Annotated in this window: 19 protein-coding genes and 2 tRNA genes; 13 read left to right on the forward strand and 8 right to left on the reverse strand. The window is 67.4% G+C overall.

The genetic code is table 11. The features are described from left to right. Nucleotides 1-52: 52 nt before the first annotated feature. Nucleotides 53-247, reverse strand: a complete 195-nt coding sequence (locus ABIB28_RS15505) for a Flp family type IVb pilin (RefSeq protein ID WP_133189145.1) — start codon at nt 245-247, stop codon at nt 53-55. Nucleotides 248-302: 55 nt separating this feature from the next. Here ABIB28_RS15505 and ABIB28_RS15510 point away from each other — a divergent pair, with 55 nt between their 5' ends. Then, complete coding sequence (locus tag ABIB28_RS15510) at nt 303-740, forward strand: (deoxy)nucleoside triphosphate pyrophosphohydrolase (RefSeq protein WP_354288987.1); 438 nt, start codon at nt 303-305, stop codon at nt 738-740. Nucleotides 741-779: 39 nt separating this feature from the next. On the opposite strand, the gene ABIB28_RS15515 is transcribed toward ABIB28_RS15510, so the two are convergent. Further along, nucleotides 780-853 (reverse strand) — tRNA-Cys (locus ABIB28_RS15515). Nucleotides 854-1,051: 198 nt separating this feature from the next. Between ABIB28_RS15515 and ABIB28_RS15520 the strand changes: the two genes are divergently transcribed. From ABIB28_RS15520 to ABIB28_RS15535, 4 genes are all read left to right on the forward strand, one after another. Further along, on the forward strand, nt 1,052-1,717 hold the full coding sequence (locus ABIB28_RS15520) for a protein-L-isoaspartate O-methyltransferase family protein (RefSeq protein ID WP_354288989.1): 666 nt from the start codon (nt 1,052-1,054) through the stop codon (nt 1,715-1,717). A 20-nt stretch (nt 1,718-1,737) separates the two neighbouring features. Further along, nucleotides 1,738-3,249: a TolC family outer membrane protein gene (locus ABIB28_RS15525; protein WP_165954490.1), complete on the forward strand. Its 1,512-nt coding sequence runs from the start codon at nt 1,738-1,740 to the stop codon at nt 3,247-3,249. Nucleotides 3,250-3,310: 61 nt separating this feature from the next. Then, nucleotides 3,311-3,796 carry a DUF2497 domain-containing protein gene (locus ABIB28_RS15530; protein ID WP_354288990.1) on the forward strand — a complete coding sequence of 162 codons (486 nt, stop codon included), beginning with the start codon at nt 3,311-3,313 and terminating at the stop codon, nt 3,794-3,796. Between the two features lie 58 nt (nt 3,797-3,854). Next, nucleotides 3,855-5,936 carry a S9 family peptidase gene (locus ABIB28_RS15535; RefSeq protein ID WP_354288991.1) on the forward strand — a complete coding sequence of 694 codons (2,082 nt, stop codon included), beginning with the start codon at nt 3,855-3,857 and terminating at the stop codon, nt 5,934-5,936. A gap of 21 nt (nt 5,937-5,957) precedes the next feature. Here the strand turns inward: ABIB28_RS15535 and ABIB28_RS15540 are convergent, their stop codons facing one another. Next, nucleotides 5,958-6,365 carry an MAPEG family protein gene (locus tag ABIB28_RS15540; protein ID WP_133189141.1) on the reverse strand — a complete coding sequence of 136 codons (408 nt, stop codon included), beginning with the start codon at nt 6,363-6,365 and terminating at the stop codon, nt 5,958-5,960. A gap of 120 nt (nt 6,366-6,485) precedes the next feature. Between ABIB28_RS15540 and ABIB28_RS15545 the strand changes: the two genes are divergently transcribed. The 7 genes from ABIB28_RS15545 (at nt 6,486) to ABIB28_RS15575 (ending at nt 15,814) form a co-directional block, all read left to right on the forward strand. Next, on the forward strand, nt 6,486-7,034 hold the full coding sequence (locus ABIB28_RS15545) for a hypothetical protein (protein ID WP_354288992.1): 549 nt from the start codon (nt 6,486-6,488) through the stop codon (nt 7,032-7,034). Nucleotides 7,035-7,233: 199 nt separating this feature from the next. Beyond that, nucleotides 7,234-9,912 (forward strand): valine--tRNA ligase, encoded by a 2,679-nt coding sequence (locus tag ABIB28_RS15550; protein ID WP_354288994.1) that lies wholly within the window; start codon nt 7,234-7,236, stop codon nt 9,910-9,912. Between the two features lie 126 nt (nt 9,913-10,038). Continuing rightward, on the forward strand, nt 10,039-11,490 hold the full coding sequence (locus tag ABIB28_RS15555; RefSeq protein WP_354288996.1) for an MATE family efflux transporter: 1,452 nt from the start codon (nt 10,039-10,041) through the stop codon (nt 11,488-11,490). Between the two features lie 49 nt (nt 11,491-11,539). Beyond that, complete coding sequence (gene hemB / locus ABIB28_RS15560; RefSeq protein WP_354288997.1) at nt 11,540-12,532, forward strand: porphobilinogen synthase; 993 nt, start codon at nt 11,540-11,542, stop codon at nt 12,530-12,532. Next, nucleotides 12,529-13,074, forward strand: coding sequence for a GNAT family N-acetyltransferase (locus ABIB28_RS15565; RefSeq protein WP_354288998.1), 546 nt, complete (start codon nt 12,529-12,531; stop codon nt 13,072-13,074). The genes hemB and ABIB28_RS15565 overlap by 4 nt, the downstream gene beginning before the upstream one ends. After that, nucleotides 13,071-13,601, forward strand: coding sequence for a GNAT family N-acetyltransferase (locus tag ABIB28_RS15570; protein WP_354288999.1), 531 nt, complete (start codon nt 13,071-13,073; stop codon nt 13,599-13,601). The genes ABIB28_RS15565 and ABIB28_RS15570 overlap by 4 nt, the downstream gene beginning before the upstream one ends. Beyond that, on the forward strand, nt 13,598-15,814 hold the full coding sequence (locus tag ABIB28_RS15575; protein ID WP_354289000.1) for a spermidine synthase: 2,217 nt from the start codon (nt 13,598-13,600) through the stop codon (nt 15,812-15,814). The genes ABIB28_RS15570 and ABIB28_RS15575 overlap by 4 nt, the downstream gene beginning before the upstream one ends. Here the strand turns inward: ABIB28_RS15575 and ABIB28_RS15580 are convergent. Next, the gene (locus ABIB28_RS15580; protein WP_189675174.1) at nt 15,811-16,332 is read right to left on the reverse strand and encodes a hypothetical protein; all 522 of its coding nucleotides are present in this window, start codon (nt 16,330-16,332) and stop codon (nt 15,811-15,813) included. The two genes, ABIB28_RS15575 and ABIB28_RS15580, sit on opposite strands and share 4 nt — an antisense overlap. 83 nt (nt 16,333-16,415) lie before the next feature. Between ABIB28_RS15580 and ABIB28_RS15585 the strand changes: the two genes are divergently transcribed. Then, nucleotides 16,416-16,492 (forward strand) — tRNA-Arg (locus ABIB28_RS15585). 290 nt (nt 16,493-16,782) lie between these two features. Here ABIB28_RS15585 and ABIB28_RS15590 read toward each other — a convergent pair. The 4 genes from ABIB28_RS15590 to ABIB28_RS15605 form a co-directional block, all read right to left on the reverse strand. After that, on the reverse strand, nt 16,783-17,538 hold the full coding sequence (locus ABIB28_RS15590) for a 3'(2'),5'-bisphosphate nucleotidase CysQ (RefSeq protein ID WP_354289001.1): 756 nt from the start codon (nt 17,536-17,538) through the stop codon (nt 16,783-16,785). After that, nucleotides 17,535-19,553, reverse strand: a complete 2,019-nt coding sequence (gene cysN, locus ABIB28_RS15595; RefSeq protein WP_354289002.1) for a sulfate adenylyltransferase subunit CysN — start codon at nt 19,551-19,553, stop codon at nt 17,535-17,537. Before cysN ends, ABIB28_RS15590 begins: the two co-directional genes overlap by 4 nt. Further along, nucleotides 19,553-20,452 (reverse strand): sulfate adenylyltransferase subunit CysD, encoded by a 900-nt coding sequence (gene cysD, locus ABIB28_RS15600; RefSeq protein ID WP_354289003.1) that lies wholly within the window; start codon nt 20,450-20,452, stop codon nt 19,553-19,555. Before cysD ends, cysN begins: the two co-directional genes overlap by 1 nt. A gap of 68 nt (nt 20,453-20,520) precedes the next feature. Beyond that, on the reverse strand, nt 20,521-20,739 hold the full coding sequence (locus ABIB28_RS15605) for a hypothetical protein (protein ID WP_354289004.1): 219 nt from the start codon (nt 20,737-20,739) through the stop codon (nt 20,521-20,523). Nucleotides 20,740-20,758 lie beyond the last annotated feature (19 nt).

A 20,758-nucleotide genomic window follows, 5' to 3' on the forward strand; every position in this document is an offset into this window, starting at 1 on the left:
TGTAGAAGGCCAGAGTTGATAAAAGTTTAAGGCGACCGGTGGCGTTTGCGGGTCAGTTCGCTGGGGTCGCGGCGCCTGCGCTGCTGACCTTGGTGTTCACGTTGCCCCACATGCCGATGGTGGTATTTGCGAGCTGCGTGAACGACGCGATCAGCGCGATCACGACGAGCGCGGCGATCAGCCCATATTCGATAGCGGTGCCACCCCGGCGGTCGCCAAGCAGAGATTTCAGCAGTCGGATGATCATGGCGATACTCTCCGAGCCAGGTTCCGGCGTTTTGATACCTAAGGATGATTAACGAATGTCTAAACCTTTGGGCGCGGGCGAGACGGCCTCGCTGATGCCGGTGGTTGCGGCAGCGTTGATCGATCGCGACGGGCGCGTGCTGGTGCAGCTGCGCCCGCCCGGCAAGGCGATGGCGGGGCTGTGGGAGTTTCCCGGCGGGAAGGTCGAGCCGGGCGAGACACCCGAGGCGGCGCTGGTGCGCGAGCTCGAGGAGGAATTGGGGATCGTCGTTGCGCAAGACGCGCTGGCGCCGCTGACCTTTGCCAGCGCGGCGTTGCCCGGACGCCATTTGCTGCTGCTGCTCTATGTCTGCCGCGTATGGGGCGGGGTGCCGCAAGCGCTCGATGCGACCGCGCTCGCGTGGCACGCACCAGCGGCACTGCGCGACCTGGCGATGCCGCCGGCCGACCTGCCGTTCATCGCTGCGCTCGAGGATATCGGGGACGACCGCTAGGATCGTCGCGCCTGCCGCGCCGCGGGGCAGGAAAGAATATGGAGGCCCGACCGGGAATCGAACCCGGGTGCGAGGATTTGCAGTCCTCTACGTCACCACTCCGCCATCGGGCCACGAGACGCTGTGGGGCGTTTCGGGGAGGCGCGCTGATGCAGGGGCGCACGCGCGCTGTCAACCGCAGGCGTGCAAAAATGCCGCTACGCGTCGCTTGGCGTAGCCTTTCCATCACGATAGAAGCGAGCGCAGCAAACGAGTGTATTGCACAGCTACAACAGTTGTGCAAAGCTGGTGTCCGACAAGGGTGTGGTTCGATGACAGTGACGACGCAGGATTCCGAGATGGTGGCGATGCGCCACGCAATGGTGGCCAGCCAGCTGCGCACCAATGCGGTGAGTGATGCGCGCGTGGTGGCCGCGATGGACAGCGTCCCGCGCGAAGCCTTCGTGCCCGCCGATGCGCAGGCGATCGCGTATCGCGATACCGCGGTGCCGCTCGGCCATGGCCGCGCGCAGAACGTGCCGATCGCGACCGGGCGCCTGCTGACCCAGGCCGAACTGCGCGCGACCGACCGCGTGCTGCTCGTCGGCGCGGCGGGCGGCTATACCGCGGCGGTGCTGTCGCATCTGGTGGATTCGGTCGTCGCGCTCGAATGCGAGCCGGCCCTGGCGGCAGCGGCGCGCACGGCCCTGGCCGATGCCACCAACGTGACCGTGGTCGAGGGTCCGCTCGAGGCGGGCCACGCTGCCGGCGCGCCGTACGACGTGCTCGTCATCGACGGCGCGGTCGAGGCAGTGTCCGACGCTTTGGTTGCGCAAGTCGCGATCGGCGGGCGGGTCGTCACGGGGATCGCCGATCGCGGCGTGACGCGGCTGACCTCGGGCCGCAAGACCGCAGGCGGCTTTGCGCTGCTCGACTTTGCCGACATCGATTGCGTTCCGCTGCCGGGCTTCTCGCGGCCGCGCTCCTTCACGTTCTGATCAGAAAGACACGCCGAGCCATGCGCGCACTCTTTTTCGTCACCGGTACAGCGCTGCTCGCTCTGGTCGCAGCACCGCTGTCGGCGGAAACGCTGCGCGAGGCCTTGGTCAAGGCGTACAACACCAACCCGACGCTCGCCGCGCAACGCGCGAGCCAGCGCGGGGTGGACGAAAACGTGCCGATCATCCGCTCGCAGGGGCTGCCCGGCGTCCAGCTGCAAAGCACCTACACCGAGAATGTCGTGAAGGCGGCGAACAGCTTTGTCTCGCCCGATCGCCAGGCCGGGGCGAGCGTGACGCTCGCGGTGCCGATCTACAGCGGCGGCGCGGTCCGCAACGGCATTCGCGCCGCACAGACGCGAGTCGAGAGCGGGCAGCTGAGCTTGCGCGGGACCGAGGCGAGCTTGTTCACCACCGTGGTCGGCGCGTATATGGACGTGATCCGCGACGAGGCGATCGTCGGACTCAACACGCAGAACGTCCGCGTGCTCGAGGTCAACCTTCAAGCCAGCCGCGATCGGTTCCAGGTCGGCGACCTGACCCGCACCGACGTCGCGCAATCCGAGGCGCGTCTCGCGGTCGCCCGCAGCCAGCTGCAATCGTCGCAAGCGCAGCTGATCACCAGCCGCGAGAGCTATATCCGCTTCGTCGGCACCGAGCCCGGCCGGCTCGACACGCCGCCCGACTTGCCCAATCTGCCGGCCGAACCCGATGTCGCGGTCGATGTCGCGTTGAAGAACAATCCGACCTTGCTCGCGGCGGCCAAGGCGCGCGATGCGGCGGGCTATGACATTGGCGTTGCACGCGCCAACCGCTTGCCGACGGTCGCGGTCAATGTTGGCGGCAACTATTATAATTATCTCGGCTCGCTCGGTTCGGGCACGGGGGTTGCGGTCCGACAGAGCGGGAAGGCGGCTACGGTCGGGCTCGGGCTGACGATGCCCTTATATCAGGGCGGCCGCCCGGCCGCGCAGATTCGCCAGGCGCAGGACGCGCGCGTGCGCGCGATCGAGCAAGTGACCGAGACCGAGCGCGGCGTCATCGCGCAGGCGCGGTCGGCCTATGCGGTGTGGAAATCCTCGCTCGAGACGATCGCGTCGAGCGAAGTCGCGGTCAACGCCAACAAGCTCTCGCTCGAGGGCGTCCGCGCCGAGAACAGCGTCGGCAACCGCACGATTCTCGACATCCTCAACGCCGAGCAGGAATTGCTCAACTCGCAGGTCACGCTCGTTACGGCGCAGCGCGACGCCTATGTCGCGGGCTTCGCCTTGCTCGCGGCGATGGGGGAGGCGGAAGCACGCAATCTCGGGCTCGACGGCGGTCCGCTCTACGATCCGGTCGCACACTATACCAGCGTGCGGCACCGGATCTGGGACTGGTCGTCGGATCCGGACCCGGCGGTCACCGGCACGCGGACCAACGCGACGCGCCCGCAGACCGCGAAGATGACGCAACCGCTCGACCCAATTCTCGAAGCGCCAGTTGACAGAAGCGCGCCGATCACTGCAGGTAATGCGACGAAGAACCGTTAACCATCGGATCTACGCACAAACTAGGAATGCGGTAATGGGTGATCTGAGCGCGGAGCCATCGATGGAAGACATCCTTTCGTCGATCAAGCGCATCATCGCCGAGGAAAACGACGCGACGCCGGGCCGCAGCAAGCGCCCGCCGCGTTCGCTGCCGCCGCGCTCCGAAGCGGAACCCTTCGACCACGACATCCTCGAGCTGAGCGAGCCCGTCCATGAGCCGGAATATGCACGCGAGCCTGCCCCCCGCCCTGCGCCAGCGCCTGCGGCGGAGCCTGTAGCGGTGGCCGCCAAGCCTGCGCCGGCGTCGGTCGCGCCCGAACCGAGCCCCGAATCGCTGCTGTCGGCGCGCACCGCCGAAGCCTCGCGCAGCCCGCTCGACGCTTTGTCGCGGCTGGTGGTCAAGCCCGAGGTGACCGGATCGGACACGCTCGAGGGCGTGGTGCGCGAGATGCTGCGGCCGATGCTGCGCGACTGGCTCGACGCCAATCTCCCGACGATGGTCGAGGCGATGGTCGCGCGCGAGATTGATCGGATCACGGGGAAGTAAGACCTGCCCGCTTAGACCCGATTGCGGCGGCAGCTGCGTTCTGCTGTAACGTGCCGCCATGAAGATGCTTCTTGCCGCGACCGCCTTGAGCGCCGCTTTCGTCGCTGCTCCCGCAGCTGCCCGCCAACTCACGATCGACGACGTCGTCGCGCTGTCGCGCGTCTCGGCGCCTGCGGTTTCGCCCGACGGGCGCTGGCTCGTATGGCAGCAGCGCGAGACTGACTTGTCGATCGATGGCGGGCGCTTCGACCTGTGGCGGCTCGATCTCGCGCGCGCGGGCGCTGCGCCTGAGCGGCTTGCCGCCGAGGCCGAGGTCAATGAGACCGCACCGCAATTCTCGCACGACGGGCGGACGGTCTATTTCCAATCGGACAAAGGCGGCGACGACGCGGTCTGGTCGATTGGCATCGCGGGCGGTGCTGCGACGCGGCTGACGCAATTCAAGGGCGGGATGGGCGGCTTCAAGGTCTCGCCGCAGGACGACAAGCTGCTCGTCTGGGCGGATCGCCGTCCCGGCGCGCCGAGCCTCGAGCCGGCAATGGTCAAGAAGGATGCCAACGCCGGCAACGGGCGCGTGTACGACCAGATGTTCGTGCGGCACTGGGCGAGCTGGTCCGACGGGACGCGCTCGCAACTGTTCGTGCTGCCGCTGACGCCGACGGGCGCGACCGGCAACGGCGTCGCGATCGAAGGCGCGCTGGTTGGGGATGCACCCTCCAAGCCGTTCGGCGGCGGCGAGGAAGTGTCGTGGAGCGCTGACGGCAAGACCGTCTTCTTCGCGCTGCGCGAGGCGGGGCGGATCGAGCCGCTGTCGACCAATCTCGATATCTTCGCGGCGCCTGCCGATGGGTCGGCCGCGCCGACCAATCTGACCGCGGCGAACACGGGGACCGACACCTTCCCGACGGTGTCGCCCGATGGCAAATCGCTCGCCTGGGTCGCGATGAAGCGCGCTGGGTATGAAGCCGATCGGCAAGTGCTGATGCTGCGCGATCTGGCGAGCGGGCAGGTCCGCGCGCTGACGCAGGATTGGGATCGCTCGATCGGGTCGATCGCGTGGTCGCCCGACAGCAAGACGATCCTCGTCACCGCCGAGGACACGCAGGAAAATCCGATCTGGTCGGTTTCGCCGGTCAGCGGCAAGGTCACGCGGCTGACGCAGGCGGGCAACGTCACGGCGGTGCTGCCGACCGCGAGCGGGGTCGTGTTCGCGATGAATTCGCTGACCGCGCCCGATGATTTTTACCGGCTCACGGGCACCAAGACAGCGCGGCTGACCGCGGTCAACGCGACCAAGCTTGCCGGCATCGATATGCCGAGCGTGACCAAGTTCAGCTTCACCGGTGCGAACGCCGACACGGTATGGGGCTATGCGGTCAAGCCTGCGGGCAGCACCGGGAAGGTGCCCGTCGCGTACATGGTGCATGGCGGCCCGCAGGGGTCGAGCAACAACAGCTGGTCGTATCGCTGGAACCCGGCGGTGTTCGCGGGCGCTGGCTATGGCCTCGTCGCGGTCGATTTCCATGGGTCGACCGGGTACGGCCAGGCCTTCACCGATGCGATCCGGGGCAATTGGGGCGGGTGGCCGCTCGAGGATCTGCAGAAGGGCCTTGCCGCAGCAACGTCCAAATTCTCCTGGCTCGACGCAGACAATGCCTGCGCGCTCGGCGCCTCCTATGGCGGCTATATGATGAACTGGATCGAGGGCAATTGGCCCGATCGCTTCAAGTGCATCGTCCAGCATGACGGCGTGTTCGACGCGCGCGCGATGGCGTACGAGACCGAGGAGCTGTGGTTCGACGAGTGGGAGCATGGCGGCAAGGCCTATTACGAAGACCCCGCCGCGTTCGAGAAATGGAACCCGGTCAACCATGTGACCGCGTGGAAGACGCCGCAGCTCGTCATCACCTCGGAGGGCGATTATCGCATTCCGTACACGCAGGGGATCGCGGCGTTCACCGCGCTGCAGCGGCGCGACATTCCGTCGCGGCTGGTGGTGTATCCAGGCGGGAGCCACTGGGTGCAGAAGCCCAATGAGAGCCGTCAATGGTATCGCGAAGTGCTTGGCTGGATGGGGAAATACACCGGCGGCGCGATCGCGCCGCGTCCGGCCGGCACATCCGGCGGGAAGGGCGGCTGACCGCCGCGCCGGCCCGGAGCTTTACCCGAAAAGCGGCGCGACGAGGATCGGCCATAGCATCATCAGCAGTCCGACCACGCTCACAAGGAAGATGAGCGTGCGGACATAGGGCGTGCCGGCGGCGTAGATCGGCAGATAGGCGATCCGCGCGCCGAGCCATACGACGGCGCCGATCGCGGTCCAGCGCGTTTCGATCCCGGTGATGCCGAGCAGCGCAATCGCTGCAACGACGAGCGGGAAGGTCTCGAAGAAATTGCGCTGCGCGCGATCGAGCCGGGCGATGAGCGGCGGCGGCGGTGGCATCGCCGCGTCGCGTGCTCCGGCGTTCCAGGCGGTGCCGTAGAGCTGCGTCTTGAGGACGACCGCGGCGAAGATGTGGACCAGCGCCAGGATACACCCCCAGGCAAGCACGGTGAGTTCGATGCGCATGGCGGCTCCTCGGTTCAATGATGTCGTCACAATGCCGCGTGGCGGCGGATTGTTTCATCTGGCGTTCAGGTTGGTGGGATAGACTTTCCGCCGTCTTCAACCAACCGAGGAAACCATCCGATGACTCCGTTTTCGAAGATCCTTCTCGCCGGGCTGGGCACGTGCGCGCTGGCCGGGAGCGCGATTGCCGCCGAGCGTGCGACGCACGTGATGAACGTCGCTCTTCCCGACGGCAGCGTGGCGCAGGTCCGCTATGCCGGGGATACGCCGCCGAAGATCGCGCTGGTGCCGGTCGATCGCACCATCCCGGTCGCGCTGATCGAATCGCCGTTCGTCGGGTTCGACCAGATCTTCGCCGACATGGATCGCCAGGCTGCGGCGATGCTGCAGCAAGCGGCCGCGCTGCAGGCGGCGGCACCCACGGGCGGCAAGATCGACAAGGCGGCGCTCACGTCGATGCCGGCGGGGAGCAGCTACTCGTTCACCTCGTACAGCTCGAGCAATGGCGGCTGCACGCAAAGCTACCAAATGACCGCCTACGGCAATGCCGAGCCCAAGGTCGTCTCGCAGAGCAGTGGCGATTGCAGCAAGGCTGGGCAGCTGCAGGCGGCACCCAAGCCCGCCAAGGCGATCGAAGCCCCGAAGACCGTGCCGCACGACGCGGTCTGACCGGGCTGCGCTACCGTCCCCCTCCGTTCGCCCTGAGCGTGTCGAAGGGCACCTCTCCGCCCGGAACGCCGGACGTCGGGAGGGCAGCGCTTCGACAGGCTCAGCCCGAACGGCGTGGGGGACAATGCTGCGATCCTTGAGGGCGGTCCGTACGGGCCGCCCTTTTCTTTTGTGCCATCGCGGCTAAAGCCTGCAGGCTATGACCGAGCTCTCCAAAACCTTCGACCCCGCCGAACTCGAGCAGCGCTGGTACGCGCATTGGGAAACCAATGGCCTGTTCCGGCCCGACCGCCCGGGCGCCGAGCCGTGGACGATCGTCAACCCGCCGCCCAACGTCACGGGTTCGCTTCACATCGGCCATGCGCTCGACAATACGCTGCAGGACATTCTGGCGCGGCATGCGCGGCTGCAGGGCAAGGACGCGCTATGGGTGGTCGGCACCGACCATGCCGGCATCGCGACGCAGATGGTGGTCGAGCGCCAGATGGCCTCCGCCCAACAGAAGCGCACCGACTTCACTCGCGAAGAGTTCGTCGCGAAAGTGTGGGAATGGAAGGAAGAGAGCGGCGGCGAGATCACGCAGCAGCTCCGCCGGCTCGGTTGCTCGATGGACTGGGCGAACGAGCGCTTCACGATGGACGAGGGCTTCTCCAAGGCCGTGCTGAAGGTGTTCGTCGACCTGCACAAGGAAGGCCTGCTCTACCGCGACAAACGGCTGGTAAACTGGGATCCGGGCCTCGGCACCGCGATCAGCGACCTCGAGGTCGAGACGCGCGAGATCAAGGGGAGCTTCTGGCATCTGCGCTATCCGCTCGCCGACGGATCGGGCTTTATCGAGGTCGCGACGACGCGACCCGAGACGATGCTCGCCGATATGGCGGTCGCGGTGAACGCGTCGGACGCGCGCTACACGCATCTGGTCGGCAAGCAGATCAAGCTGCCGATCACCGGGCGGCTGATCCCGATCGTGACCGATGACCATGCCGATCCCGAGCTGGGGTCGGGCGCGGTCAAGATCACGCCGGGGCATGACTTTAACGATTTCGAGGTCGGCAAGCGCGCCGGGATCGCGGCGAACGCGATGCTCAACATGCTCGATGCCAAGGCGCAGGTCGTCCAGGTGTCTGACGGGTTGATCCCGGCCGAGCTGCTCGGGCTGACCACGGCGGAGGCGCGCAAGGCGGTCGTCGCGCGGTTGAAGGCCGAAGGCTTCCTCATCGCGCACACCGACAAGGACGGCGTCGAGCACGACGCCGAGCCGCGCACGATCCAGACGCCCTACGGCGATCGCTCGGGCGTGGTGATCGAGCCGTGGCTGACCGACCAATGGTATGTCGATGCGGCGACCTTGGCGAAGCCGGCGATTGAGGCGGTGCGCTCGGGTGCGATCCAGATCGTGCCCAAGACGTGGGAGAAGACCTTCTTCAACTGGATGGAGAACATCCAATCGTGGTGTGTGTCGCGGCAATTGTGGTGGGGGCACCGGATCCCAGCGTGGTTCGCCGAGGATGGCTCGATCTACGTCGCGCTGACCGAGGCCGAAGCGCAGGCGCAGGCCGGCGAGGGCGTGGCGCTGCGCCAGGATAGCGACGTGCTCGACACGTGGTTCTCCTCCGCGCTATGGCCGTTCGCGACGATGGGCTGGCCCGAGGAAACCTCGCCGACGCTGCATGGTCGCTACCCGAACGACGTGCTCATTTCGGGCTTCGACATCCTGTTCTTCTGGGACGCCCGGATGATGATGCAGGGCATCCACTTCATGGGCGATGTGCCGTTCAAGAAGCTGTACCTCCACGGCCTCGTTCGCGCTGCGGACGGCGCGAAGATGTCGAAGTCGAAGGGCAATGTCGTCAACCCGCTCGGGCTGATCGACCAGTACGGCGCCGACGCTTTGCGCTTCTTCATGGCGGCGATGGAGAGCCAGGGCCGCGACATCAAGATGGATGAGAAGCGCGTCGAGGGTTATCGCAACTTCGCCACCAAGCTGTGGAACGCATGCCGCTTCGCGCAGTCGAACGGCATCGTCGCGAGTACGCACATGGAAGCGCCTGCGGCCGAACTCGCGGTCAACAAGTGGATCATCGCCGAGACGATCGGTTGCGTCCAGGCAGTCGACCTCGCGCTCGCCGATCTGCGCTTCGATGGCGCGGCGAACGCGGTCTATCAGTTCGTGTGGAGCCGCTTCTGCGACTGGTATCTCGAGCTGATCAAGCCGGTGTTCGACGGCGACGAGAAGGGCAGCATCGACCCCGAGAGCAAGCTGGTCGCGGGCTGGGTGATCGACCAGATCCTCGTGCTGCTCCACCCGTTCATGCCATTCATCACCGAGGAACTGTGGCACGCGATGGGACCGCGCGAATATGATCTGATCGTCGCGAAATGGCCGATGGCGGATGCGCGCTCGCTCGATCCGGCGGCGAGCAAGGAGATCGACTGGCTGATTCGATTGGTGTCGGAAATCCGCGCCGCGCGGACCGAGGTCAACATTGCGCCGGGCACGCGGATGCAGATGCATGTCCGTGATGCCGATGCGGAAACGCTCGCGCGGCTCGAGCGGCAGGCGACGGTGATCGCTCGCCTCGCGCGGGCGAGCGTGGTGCAGGATGCGCCCGGTGGTGGCGCGCTGCAGGTCGTCGTCGATGGCGCGACCTTCGTGCTGCCGCTCGAGGGGATCATCGACCTCGCCGTCGAGCGCGAACGGCTGACCAAGGGCATTGCCGCCGCCGCCAAGGAGCGCGATGCGCTCGCCGGACGGCTTGGGAATGCGAGCTTCGTGGAACGCGCGAAGCCCGAGGCGGTTGAGAAGGCGCGCGCCGATCACGCCGAGAAGTCCGCCGAGGCCGAGCGGTTGACGGCGGCGCTCGAGCGGCTGGGCTGAAATCGGATAGTCGTCACCCCGGCCTTGTGCCGGGGTCTACCGTGACACACGAGCGGGCAGCGTTGCTCTCGCGGCACGGTGGACCCCGGCACAAGGCCGGGGTGACGAAGGGGAGTAGAGACGACGATGGCAAGCTCCCCGACGCGCCGCGGTCAGCGCGACCTGACGACCGGGCCGATCGCGATGACGCTGCTCGCCTTCGCGCTCCCGACGCTCGGCTCGAACATCCTTCAGTCGCTCAACGGCTCGATCAACACGATCTGGGTCGGGCGCTTCCTCGGCGAGGGCGCGATCGCGGCGACCGCCAATGCCAATACGATCATGTTCCTGATGTTCGCGCTCGTGTTCGGCTTCGGCATGGCCTCGACCATCCTGATCGGCCAGAGCATGGGGCGGCGCGATGTCGAGGCGGCGCGCCGCGCGTTCGGCGCGTCGATCGGGCTGGTGATGGGCGGCGCGGTGGTGGTCGCGGCGCTCGGCTGGATCTTCACCCCCGATATCCTGCGCGTGCTGGCGACGCCGCCGAGCGCGATGCCGCTCGCGCTCGCCTATCTGCGCGTGATCTTTCTCGGGCTGCCGGCGTCGATGCTGCTCGTGCTGCTCAGCATGGCGCTGCGCGGGATCGGCGATTCGATCACGCCGCTGTGGTTCACGATGCTCAGCGTGCTGCTCGATAGCGGGTTGAACCCGGTGTTCATCCGCGGCTGGTTCGGAATGCCGGCGATGGGGATTGCCGGCTCGGCGACCGCGACGCTGATCGCGTCGCACGTCGCGGCGTTCGGGCTGGTTGCCTACGTTTATGCGCGCGACCTGCCGATCCGGCTGCGTGGGCACGAGCTGTCCTACCTCATCCCGAGCCTAGCGCTGACTCGAACGATCCTGTCGAAGGGCTTGCCGATGGGCGCGCAGATGCTCGTCATGTCGGTCGCCGCGCTGACGATGACCGGGCTCGTCAACCGCTACGGGATCGAGACGACCGCGGCCTATGCCGTGTCGCTCCAGCTCTGGGGCTATATCCAGATGCCCGCGCTGGCGGTCGGCGCGGCGGTGAGCAGCATGGCGGCGCAGAATATCGGTGCGGGCTTCTGGGACCGGGTCGACCGGATCACACGCGCCGGGCTGATCTTCAGCGCGGTGCTGACCTCGACGATGGTGCTCGCGATCATCGCGTTCGACCGACCGGTGATGGGGCTGGTCCTCGGCGGCGAGAGCCCGGCGATTGCGATCGCGCGGCATATCCAGGTGCTGGCGAGCTGGAACTTCATCATCTTCGGCATGACTATGGTGCTGTTCTCGACCGTCCGCGCGAACGGCGCGGTGTGGGCGCCGCTGATCATGCTGTTCGTCGCGATGTATCCGGTGCGGATCGGCTTTGCGCTGTTATTCCAGCCGACGATGGGCGCGGATGCGCTGTGGTGGAGCTTCCCGCTCGGCTCGTGCGCCAATTTCGTGATGGCGCTGTGCTATTATCGCTATGGCGGCTGGCGCAACCAGCGGCTCGTCGTGCCGGCGGAGCGCGCGCAGGAACAGGTGCCGAGCTCGGCCGAACCCGCGGGGCGGCTGCACCCGTCGAGCTGACGCGCAAGACCGCTTGCGCCCGCCCGCGCGAGGTTCCAGAACGCGCAACATGACCGCCCAATATCCAGCGCTTCGCCTTCGTCGTACTCGCGCCTCGGCCTGGAGCCGGCGGCTCTATGCCGAGACGGTGCTGACCCCCGCCGATCTGATCTGGCCGCTGTTCATCGCCGAAGGCACCGGCGTCGAGGAGCCGATCGCATCGCTGCCCGGCGTGTCGCGCTGGTCGGTCGACGGGATCGTCGCCCGCGGGCGTGAAGCGCGCGATCTCGGCATTCCGTGCGTCGCGCTGTTCCCGAATACGCCGGGGCATCTGCGCAGCGCGACGGGCGAGGAAGCGATCAATCCCGACAATTTGATGTGCCGCGCGGTGAAGGCGCTCAAGGACGCGGTCCCCGAAGTGGGCGTGCTGACCGATGTCGCGCTCGATCCCTATACCAGCCATGGGCATGACGGGTTGCTCGACGCGGCAGGTTATGTGCTCAACGACGCGACCTCGGATGCGCTGGTCGCGCAGGCGCTCAACCAGGCAGCTGCGGGGTCGGACATCATTGCCCCTTCGGACATGATGGACGGCCGCATCGGCGCGATCCGTGAGGCGCTCGAGGCTGATGCGCACCACAACGTCCAGATCATGTCCTATGCGGCCAAGTATGCGAGCGCGTTCTACGGCCCGTTCCGCGACGCGGTGGGCTCGCGCGGGCTGCTGAAGGGCGACAAGAAGACCTATCAGATGGACTCGGCCAATGCCGAGGAAGCGCTGCGCGAAGTCGCGCTCGATCTCGCCGAGGGCGCCGACAGTGTGATGGTCAAGCCTGGGCTGCCCTATCTCGACATCGTCGCGCGGGTGAAATCGGCGTTCGAAGTGCCGGTGTTCGCGTACCAGGTGAGCGGCGAATATGCGATGATCGAGGCCGCGGTCGCGGCCGGCGCGGCCGAGCGCGACCCGATGGTGCTCGAGACGCTGATGGCGTTCAAGCGCGCGGGCTGTTCTGGCGTGCTGACCTATCATGCGGCGCATGCGGCGCGCTTGCTGGGCGCGTGAGCGACGCGATCGTCGAGACCGAGCGGTTGCGGCTGCGCGTTCCCGGACCGGGCGACCGCGCGACGCTGCATGGCTGGTTCGGCGATCCGCAGGTGATGGCCGATCTCGCGCCGGCGATGGATGCAGCGGCGGCCGATGCCGCGATCGCACGGCACGACGGGTATCGTAGCGAAGGCCTCGGCTTCTGGATGGTCGAGCGCAGGCTGGACTGTGTGCCGCTCGGCTTTTGCGGGCTGAAGCGCGGCAACCCCGAAACACCGCTGGCGGGCGCGCTCGAGATTGGCTGGATGTTCGGGCCCGCGCATTGGGGGCAGGGCTATGCACGCGAGGCTGCGGCGGGGGTACTCGCCTGGGCGTGGCCGAACTGCCGCGACGCGCAAATCGGCGCGATTACCGCCCGCGTGAATGTCGCGAGCCAGCGGCTGATGGAGCGGATCGGCATGCACGCCGCGCCCGCGCTCGATTTCGAGCATCCCGCCTTTGCCGAAGGGCACCGGCTGCGCGACAGCGTGGTCTACGTGATCGACCGTCCACGCGCATGATCGAGACGCAGCGCTTGATCCTGCGCGGCTGGCGCGAGCGCGATATCGCGCCGTTGCACGCGATGGGGCAGGACCCCGAGGTGATGCGCTATCTCGGCCCGCCGCTGAGCATCGACGCCGCGCGCGAGGGGCATGACCGGATGGTCGCGTGCCAGGATGCGCACGGCTTCTGCTTCTGGGCGGTCGAACGTCGTGCCGACGGTGCGTTCCTCGGATTTTGCGGGATCAAGCCGGGTGACAGCTTCCTTGCGGGCGAAACCGAGATTGCGTGGCGGCTGGCGCGCGATGCGTGGGGGCAGGGCTATGCGCGCGAGGCGGCCGAGGCGAGCCTCGCCTGGGGCTGGGCGAACCTCGCCATTCCGCGTGTCACCGCGATCACCGTCCCCGCCAATACGCGCAGCTGGGGGCTGATGGAGCGGCTCGGCATGACGCGCGTCGTGGGTGGCGATTTCGACCATCCCAATCTCGCCGCGGGCGATCCGCTCCGGCGCCTCATCCTCTATCGAATCGATCGGCCGACCGCATGACGACCCTCCGAGCTCCCATGCGCCTTGCCCGGCCGCTGTTCGTGCTGACGATCCTGGCGAGCTCGTTCCTGCTCTTCCTCGTCCAGCCGATGGTCGCGCGGATGGCGCTGCCGCGGCTTGGCGGTGCGCCGGCGGTGTGGAACTCGGCGATGCTCGTCTATCAGGCGCTGCTGCTCGCCGGGTACGGCTATGCGCACTGGCTCGGTCGGATGAACCCACGCGCGCAGGCGATGACGCATCTCGGCGTCCTGCTCGTCGCGGGGTTGTGGCTGCCGATCGGGCTCACCGCGCTCCAGCCGAGCCCGACCGCGCAGCCCGCGATCTGGGTGCCGTGGCTGCTCGGTCTGTCGATCGGGCCGTTGTTCTTCGCGATCTCGGCGCAGGCGCCGTTGCTGCAGCGCTGGTTCAGCCTGACGCGGCACGGCGACAATCCGTATGCGCTGTACGCCGCGTCGAACTTCGGGAGCTTTGCCGGGCTGCTGGCCTACCCGCTGTTCGTCGAGCCCGGGCTCGCTCTGTACGGGCAGCGCGTGGTGTGGAGCAGCGGCTATATCCTGGTCGGTCTGCTGGTGGCGCTGTGCGCGGCGACGCTGCCGCGCGGCGGGCCGGTGGCCGATGCAGCACCGCGCGCCACGTCGCCCGCGCCGGGTCGGCGACGCGTTGCGCACTGGATCCTGCTGGCGTTCGTGCCGTCGGGGCTGATGCTCGCGACCTCGACGCTGATCACCACCGATATCGTCGCGATGCCGCTGCTGTGGGTGCTCCCGCTCGGGCTGTATCTGCTGAGCTTCACGATCGCGTTTGCGAGCGACCGCACCACAGCCGATATCCAGACGCGAATCGCGCCGATCGCGATGCTGCTGTTCGGCGGCTTGCTCGTCGGTGGGATGGCCGGGATGCCGATGCTCGGCGCGATCATGGCGCTGGCGGTGCTGTTCCTCGTCTCGGTCGCGCTCCATACCGCGCTGTACCGGCTGCGGCCCGAGCCCGACCGGCTGACCGGGTTCTACCTCGCGATGTCGGTCGGCGGGGCGCTCGGCGGGGTGTTCTCGGCGCTGCTCGCGCCGCTGCTGTTCGACTGGACCTACGAATATCCGATCCTCATCCTCGCCGCGGCGGTGCTGACGCCGCAACGCGCCTTGCTCGGTGTGGTCGCGCGGTTGTGGGACGGCAATGCGCAGCGGCAGCGGATCCTGCTCTATGTTGTGGCGATCGCGGTGGTCGGGCTCGTGGCGCTCGTGCTCACCTATCCCGGCCCGATCGGTCGCCCCGGACCGACGCAGCACATCACGCTGATGGTGATGGTGGCGCTCGGCTTGCTGACGATCGAATCGCGTCGTGCTTTCGCGATTGCCATGTTCGGATCGCTGATCGCATTCGGTGGCTATCACGCGGTGATGATCTCGCTCGAGCCCGATGCGCGGACGCGCAGCTATTTCGGCATCTACACCGTCCGCGGAAACCCGCGCGAACGCGAACTCGCGCACGGCACGACGGTGCACGGCCTGCAGCTGCTCGGCACGCCCGCACGCGAGCGGACCGCGACGACCTATTACGTCCCTGGTGCCGGGATCGGACAGGCGTTGCAGGCGGTCCCGGCGCTGTACGGGCCGGCGGCACGCGTCGGCATCGTGGGTCTGGGGGCAGGGACGGTGGCTTGCTATGCCAAGCCCGGACAGGACTGGCGGTTCTACGAGATCGATCCGGCGATCGTCCGAATCGCGCGGACGCGCTTCAGCTTCCTGTCGCGCTGTCTGCCCGATGCCCCGGTGGTGCTCGGCGATGCGCGGCTCAACCTTGCGCACGCGGCGAGCGGATCGCTCGATTTCCTCGCGCTCGATGCCTTCTCGTCCGATTCGGTGCCGATGCACCTGATGACGCGCGAGGCGTTCGCGAGCTATGCGCGAGTGCTCACGCCGCGCGGGCTGTTGCTGGTGCACATCTCGAACCGCTTCCTCGATCTCGAACCCGTCGTTGCGGGCGCTGCCGAGGTTGGGGGGTGGCACGCCGTCCAGCTCTTCTATCGTCCGCCGCAGGCCAACGCGGCAGGCGCGACCAAGTCGCAATGGGTGGCCTTGTCGCACGACTCCAAGATCATCGCGGCGTTGCAGCGCGGCAACGCGGCATGGGGGGCGGTCCCGGTCCGCGCGGGCTTCACGCCGTGGACCGACGATTATTCGACGATCCTGCCGCTGCTCAAAGGCGTCCGCTAGGCGCTACGCAGCTTTGCCGAGATTGCGGTGATGCGTGTGCTCTGCGCCTCGAGCGCGGCCTGTGCCGCGGTCTGGAGGGTCGCGATCGCGGGATATTCGGGTTTGCCGCCGGTGATGCGGTCCGACGCCATCGTATCGACCGCGGAGAGCGTGGCCGACGTCGTTGCGCGATAACCGTCGAGTTCGGCCAGCGCGGTCTGCGCCGCGATCCAGCGTTCGCCACCGGGCGCGTCACCGCGGGCGGCGTCGGCGAGCCGCTCGGCGCGCGTCGCAGCGGGCGCGAAGTCGGCGCTCGTGCGGTCGAGCGTCTTGCGCAGGTCGGCCAGCGCCGAATCGGTCGAAGGCTCGGGTTCGGCAAGCACGACGGGGGATTCGGGCTCGGCATCGCTGCGCGATTCGATCGCGCGCGGCAGCAGCGAGGGATAGCGCGTCGACGTCTGCGCGGCACATCCTCCGAGAATGAGGGTCACGGCCAGCGCGAAAGCGGCGGGGCGGGCGGGCAAAAGCGGCTGGTTCATCGATAAATTCTCTATGCTGGCAAGAAAGGTGACGCAACGCCCTTGCGTCCCCCGAAAGACGCCGCTAACAGCGCCACTCCACTGCACCCATAGCTCAGCTGGATAGAGCATCAGACTACGAATCTGAGGGTCGGGCGTTCGAATCGCTCTGGGTGCACCACCTATTTCCGCCGGATGGCGGGCGATGAGCCGGGACAGAAATGTCCCGGCTTTTCTGCGTTCTGGGGGTGTCGGTGGGGGCACATCCTCAGCGTCCGAGGTCACCCCGGCCTCGTGCCGGGCCCACCGTGCCACGCGCGCTTGGCGGGCATGCTGTGCGGCAGGGTGGACCCCGGGACGAGCCCGGGATGACGAAGATGGGTGAGGTGTCGCGCTATGAAAGCGCGGGCTTCGTGGGCCCGCTGTGCGGCACGGTTGGCCCCGTTACGAGCCCGGGCTGATGTAGCGGGGTCAGGGCAGCAGGTGCGTCGCTGCGGCAACCGCCGCGAGCACGTGCTCGGCATATTCGCGGCGGCAGATCAGCAGATCGGGGAGCAACGGGTCGCGGCAGTTATAGACCAGCGGGCTGCCATCGATTCGCGACGCGAACAGGCCGGCCGCCAGCGCGACTGCGACGGGGGCGCAATTGTCCCATTCATATTGCCCGCCGGCGTGGAGGTAGATCTCGGCATCGCCTTGCACCACCGCCATCGCCTTGGCGCCGGCCGAGCCCATCGGCACGAGCTCGGCGCCGATCGCCTCGGCGACCGCGAGCACGACCGGGTGCGCGCGCGAGCGGCTGACGACCATCCGCGGGCGCTGTGGGGCCGCGGCGAAAGGCTGGCGTGGATCGTCGGTCGCGAAGACGCGCTGGATCGCCGGCAGCGCGACGGCGCCCGTGACGGGCACGCCGTCGATCGCGAGGCCGATGTGGACCGCCCAATCCTCGCGCCGTTCGCGGAACTCGCGCGTGCCGTCGAGCGGATCGACCACCCAGACGCGTCGCGCGGCGCAGCGCAGGCCGTCGTCGGCGGCTTCTTCCGACAGCACGTAATCATCGGGGCGCGCTTCGTGGAGCAGGCGGAGGATCAGCGTATTGGCATCCGTGTCGCCGCGGTCGCCCAGCTCGGCATCGGGGCAGGCGCCAGCGACGCAGAGATCGCGCAGGACGTCGCCCGCGGCGAGCGCCACCGTACGGGCGAGTTGGGCGTCGGTCTGATCGATCACAGGTCGTGACTCCATACGCCCATGATATGCTCGACGATCCGCTCGGCGGCCGCCTCGGGGCTCTCGCGCGTCGTGTCGACGCGGATGTCGGGATGCTGGGGCGCCTCATACGGGCTCGAGATGCCGGTGAAGTTGGCGATCTGTCCCGCACGCGCCTTGGCGTAGAGGCCCTTCACGTCGCGCACCTCGGCCTCGGCGAGCGGGGTGTCGACGAAGATCTCGACGAACGCGCCCGGCAGCATCGCGCGCACCATGTCGCGCTCGGCGCGGAACGGCGAGATGAAGGCGGTGAGGACGATCAGCCCGGCATCGGTCATCAATTTGGCGACCTCGCCGATGCGGCGGATGTTCTCGACGCGGTCGGCATCGGTGAAGCCCAGATCCTTGTTGAGCCCGTGCCGGACATTGTCGCCATCGAGCAGGAAGCTGTGGCGGCCGAGCGCGAACAGCTTCTTCTCGACGAGATTGGCGATCGTCGATTTGCCCGAGCCCGACAGGCCGGTGAACCACAAAAGCCGCGGGGTCTGACCCTTCTGGTCGGCATGCGCGGCGTTGGTGATGTCGATCGCCTGCCAATGGACGTTCTGCGCGCGGCGCAGCGCGAAATCGAGCATCCCGGCGGCGACCGTCGCGTTGGTCGCGCGGTCGATCAAGATGAACCCGCCGAGATCGGCGCCATCGGCAAAGGGTTCGAAGACGATGTCGCGGTCGGTATAGACTTCGGCGACGCCGATATCGTTGAGCCCGAGCGTCTTGACCGAGAGCTCGGCGAGCGTGTTGACGTCGATCGCGTGGCGCGGTTCCTGGACCGTCGCCCCAACCGTCTGCGTGCCGAGCTTGAGCCAGTAGCTGCGCCCCGGCAGCAGCGGCGTTTCGGACATCCAGACGAGCGTCGCGCGGAACTGGTCGGCGACCTGGGGCGGCGCGTCGGCGAGCGCGATCACGTCGCCGCGCGAGCAATCGACCTCGTCGGCGAGCGTGAGCGTGACCGACTGGCCGGCAACGGCTTCTGGCAAGTCGCCGTCCATCGTCACGATCCGCGCGACCGTCGTGGTGCGGCCCGAGGGCAGGATGCGGACCGCATCGCCGGGGCGAATGCTGCCGCTTGCGATCAGGCCGGAAAAACCGCGGAAATCCAAGTCTGGGCGGTTGACCCATTGCACCGGCAGGCGGAACGGGCGCGCCTGTGCGGCATCGGCCTCGACGTCGATCGTTTCGAGATGTTCGATCAGCGTCGGGCCGTCGTACCACGGCATCGCGGTGGAGGCGCTCGCGACATTGTCTCCGGCAAAGCCCGAAATCGGGATCGCGGTGAAGCGCTCGATCCCGATCGCGCTGGCGAAGGCGCGATAGTCGGCGACGATCGTGTCGAATACCGACTGGTCGTACTCGACCAGATCCATCTTGTTCACCGCGAGCACGACGTGGCGCAGCCGGAGCAGCTTGACGAGGAAGCTGTGGCGGCGGGTTTGGTGCAGCACGCCCTTGCGCGCGTCGATCAGGATCACCGCGGCGTCGGCGGTCGAGGCGCCGGTCACCATGTTGCGCGTGTACTGCTCGTGGCCGGGCGTGTCGGCGACGATGAACTTGCGCTTTTCGGTCGCGAAGAAGCGATAGGCGACGTCGATCGTGATGCCTTGCTCGCGCTCGGCGGCGAGGCCGTCGACGAGTAGCGCGAAGTCGATGTTCTGGCCTTGGGTGCCGACGCGCTTGCTGTCGGCCTCGAGCGCGGAGAGTTGGTCGGCGAAGATCGCGCGCGAATCGTAGAGCAGTCGGCCGATCAGCGTCGATTTGCCGTCGTCGACCGAGCCGCAGGTGATGAAGCGCAGCAGCGACTTGTGCTGGTGCTGGAGGAGGTACGCGTCGATGTCCGATGCGATGAGCGCGTCGGGGGTATATTCGTCACCCCGGCGAAGGCCGGGGTCGCCGGATGGCGGCGGGGCGGCCGGCGTTTCGCGCTCCAACGCGGCGGCTCCGGCCTTCTCCGGGGCGACGAGGTCTGGCTTGGCGCCCATCAGAAATACCCCTCGGCTTTTTTCTTCTCCATGCTGACGCTCTGATCGTGATCGATCGCGCGGCCCTGGCGTTCGGAGGTGGTGGTGAGCAGCATTTCCTGGATCACTTCAGGCAGCGTCGTCGCTTGGCTCTCGACCGCGCCGGTCAGCGGATAGCAGCCGAGCGTGCGGAAGCGGATCGAGCGATCGACCGGCACTTCGCCGGGCTCGAGGCGGAAGCGGTCGTCATCGACCATCAGCAGCATCCCGTCGCGCTCGACCGTCGGGCGCGGGGCGGCGAGGTACAGCGGGACGATCTCGATCTGCTCGGCGAGGATATATTGCCAGATGTCGAGCTCGGTCCAGTTCGACAGCGGGAAGACGCGGATGCTCTCTCCCTTGGCCTTCTTGGCATTGTAGAGGTGCCACAGCTCGGGCCGTTGCGCCTTGGGGTCCCAGCGCTGGCTCGCCGAGCGGAAGCTGAAGATGCGCTCCTTGGCGCGGCTCTTCTCCTCGTCGCGCCGCGCGCCGCCGAACGCGACGTCGAAGCCGCCAGCCGTCAGTGCCTGCTTGAGCCCTTCGGTCTTCCAGATGTCGGTGTGGCGGCTGCCATGGTCGAACGGATTGATCCCCTGCGCGACCGCGTCGGGGTTCTGGTGGACGATCAGCTCCATCCCCGCTTCTGCAGCCGCGCGCTCGCGGAGATCGTACATCGCGCGGAATTTCCAGGTCGTGTCGACATGGAGCAGCGGGAAGGGTGGCTTGCCCGGAAAAAACGCTTTCCGCGCAAGATGCAGCATCACCGCCGAATCCTTGCCGACCGAATAGAGCATCACCGGGCGCTCGGCCTCGGCGACGACCTCGCGCAGGATGTGGATGCTTTCGGCCTGGAGCCGCTGGAGGTGGGTGAGGGTCGTCATGCTGCGTTGCAGATAGTGCAGAAACGCCGCCGCGCGATCAACTTATCCTGTTGGCGTCTAAAGCGCGCTCACACCTCGGCGTTGCGCTCGACCGAGTCGAGGATGCGGGCTCCCGCCATGAACACTGCGATCGGGCAGACCGCGAACAGCAGCCAGCCACCGATGCCGGGATATTGCAAAAGATAGTGCACTCCGCGCTCGACCGCGCCGAGCGCGAGCGCGTAGATCACCGCAAAGGCTTCGAACTTGGTCTTGATGACGAACAGGCTGGAAATCTTGGTCCACATGCAAATCGCTAAGCAAGGG

The organism is Sphingomonas sp. UYEF23, assembly GCF_040546165.1.
Taxonomy (GTDB): Bacteria; Pseudomonadota; Alphaproteobacteria; order Sphingomonadales; family Sphingomonadaceae; genus Sphingomonas; species Sphingomonas glacialis.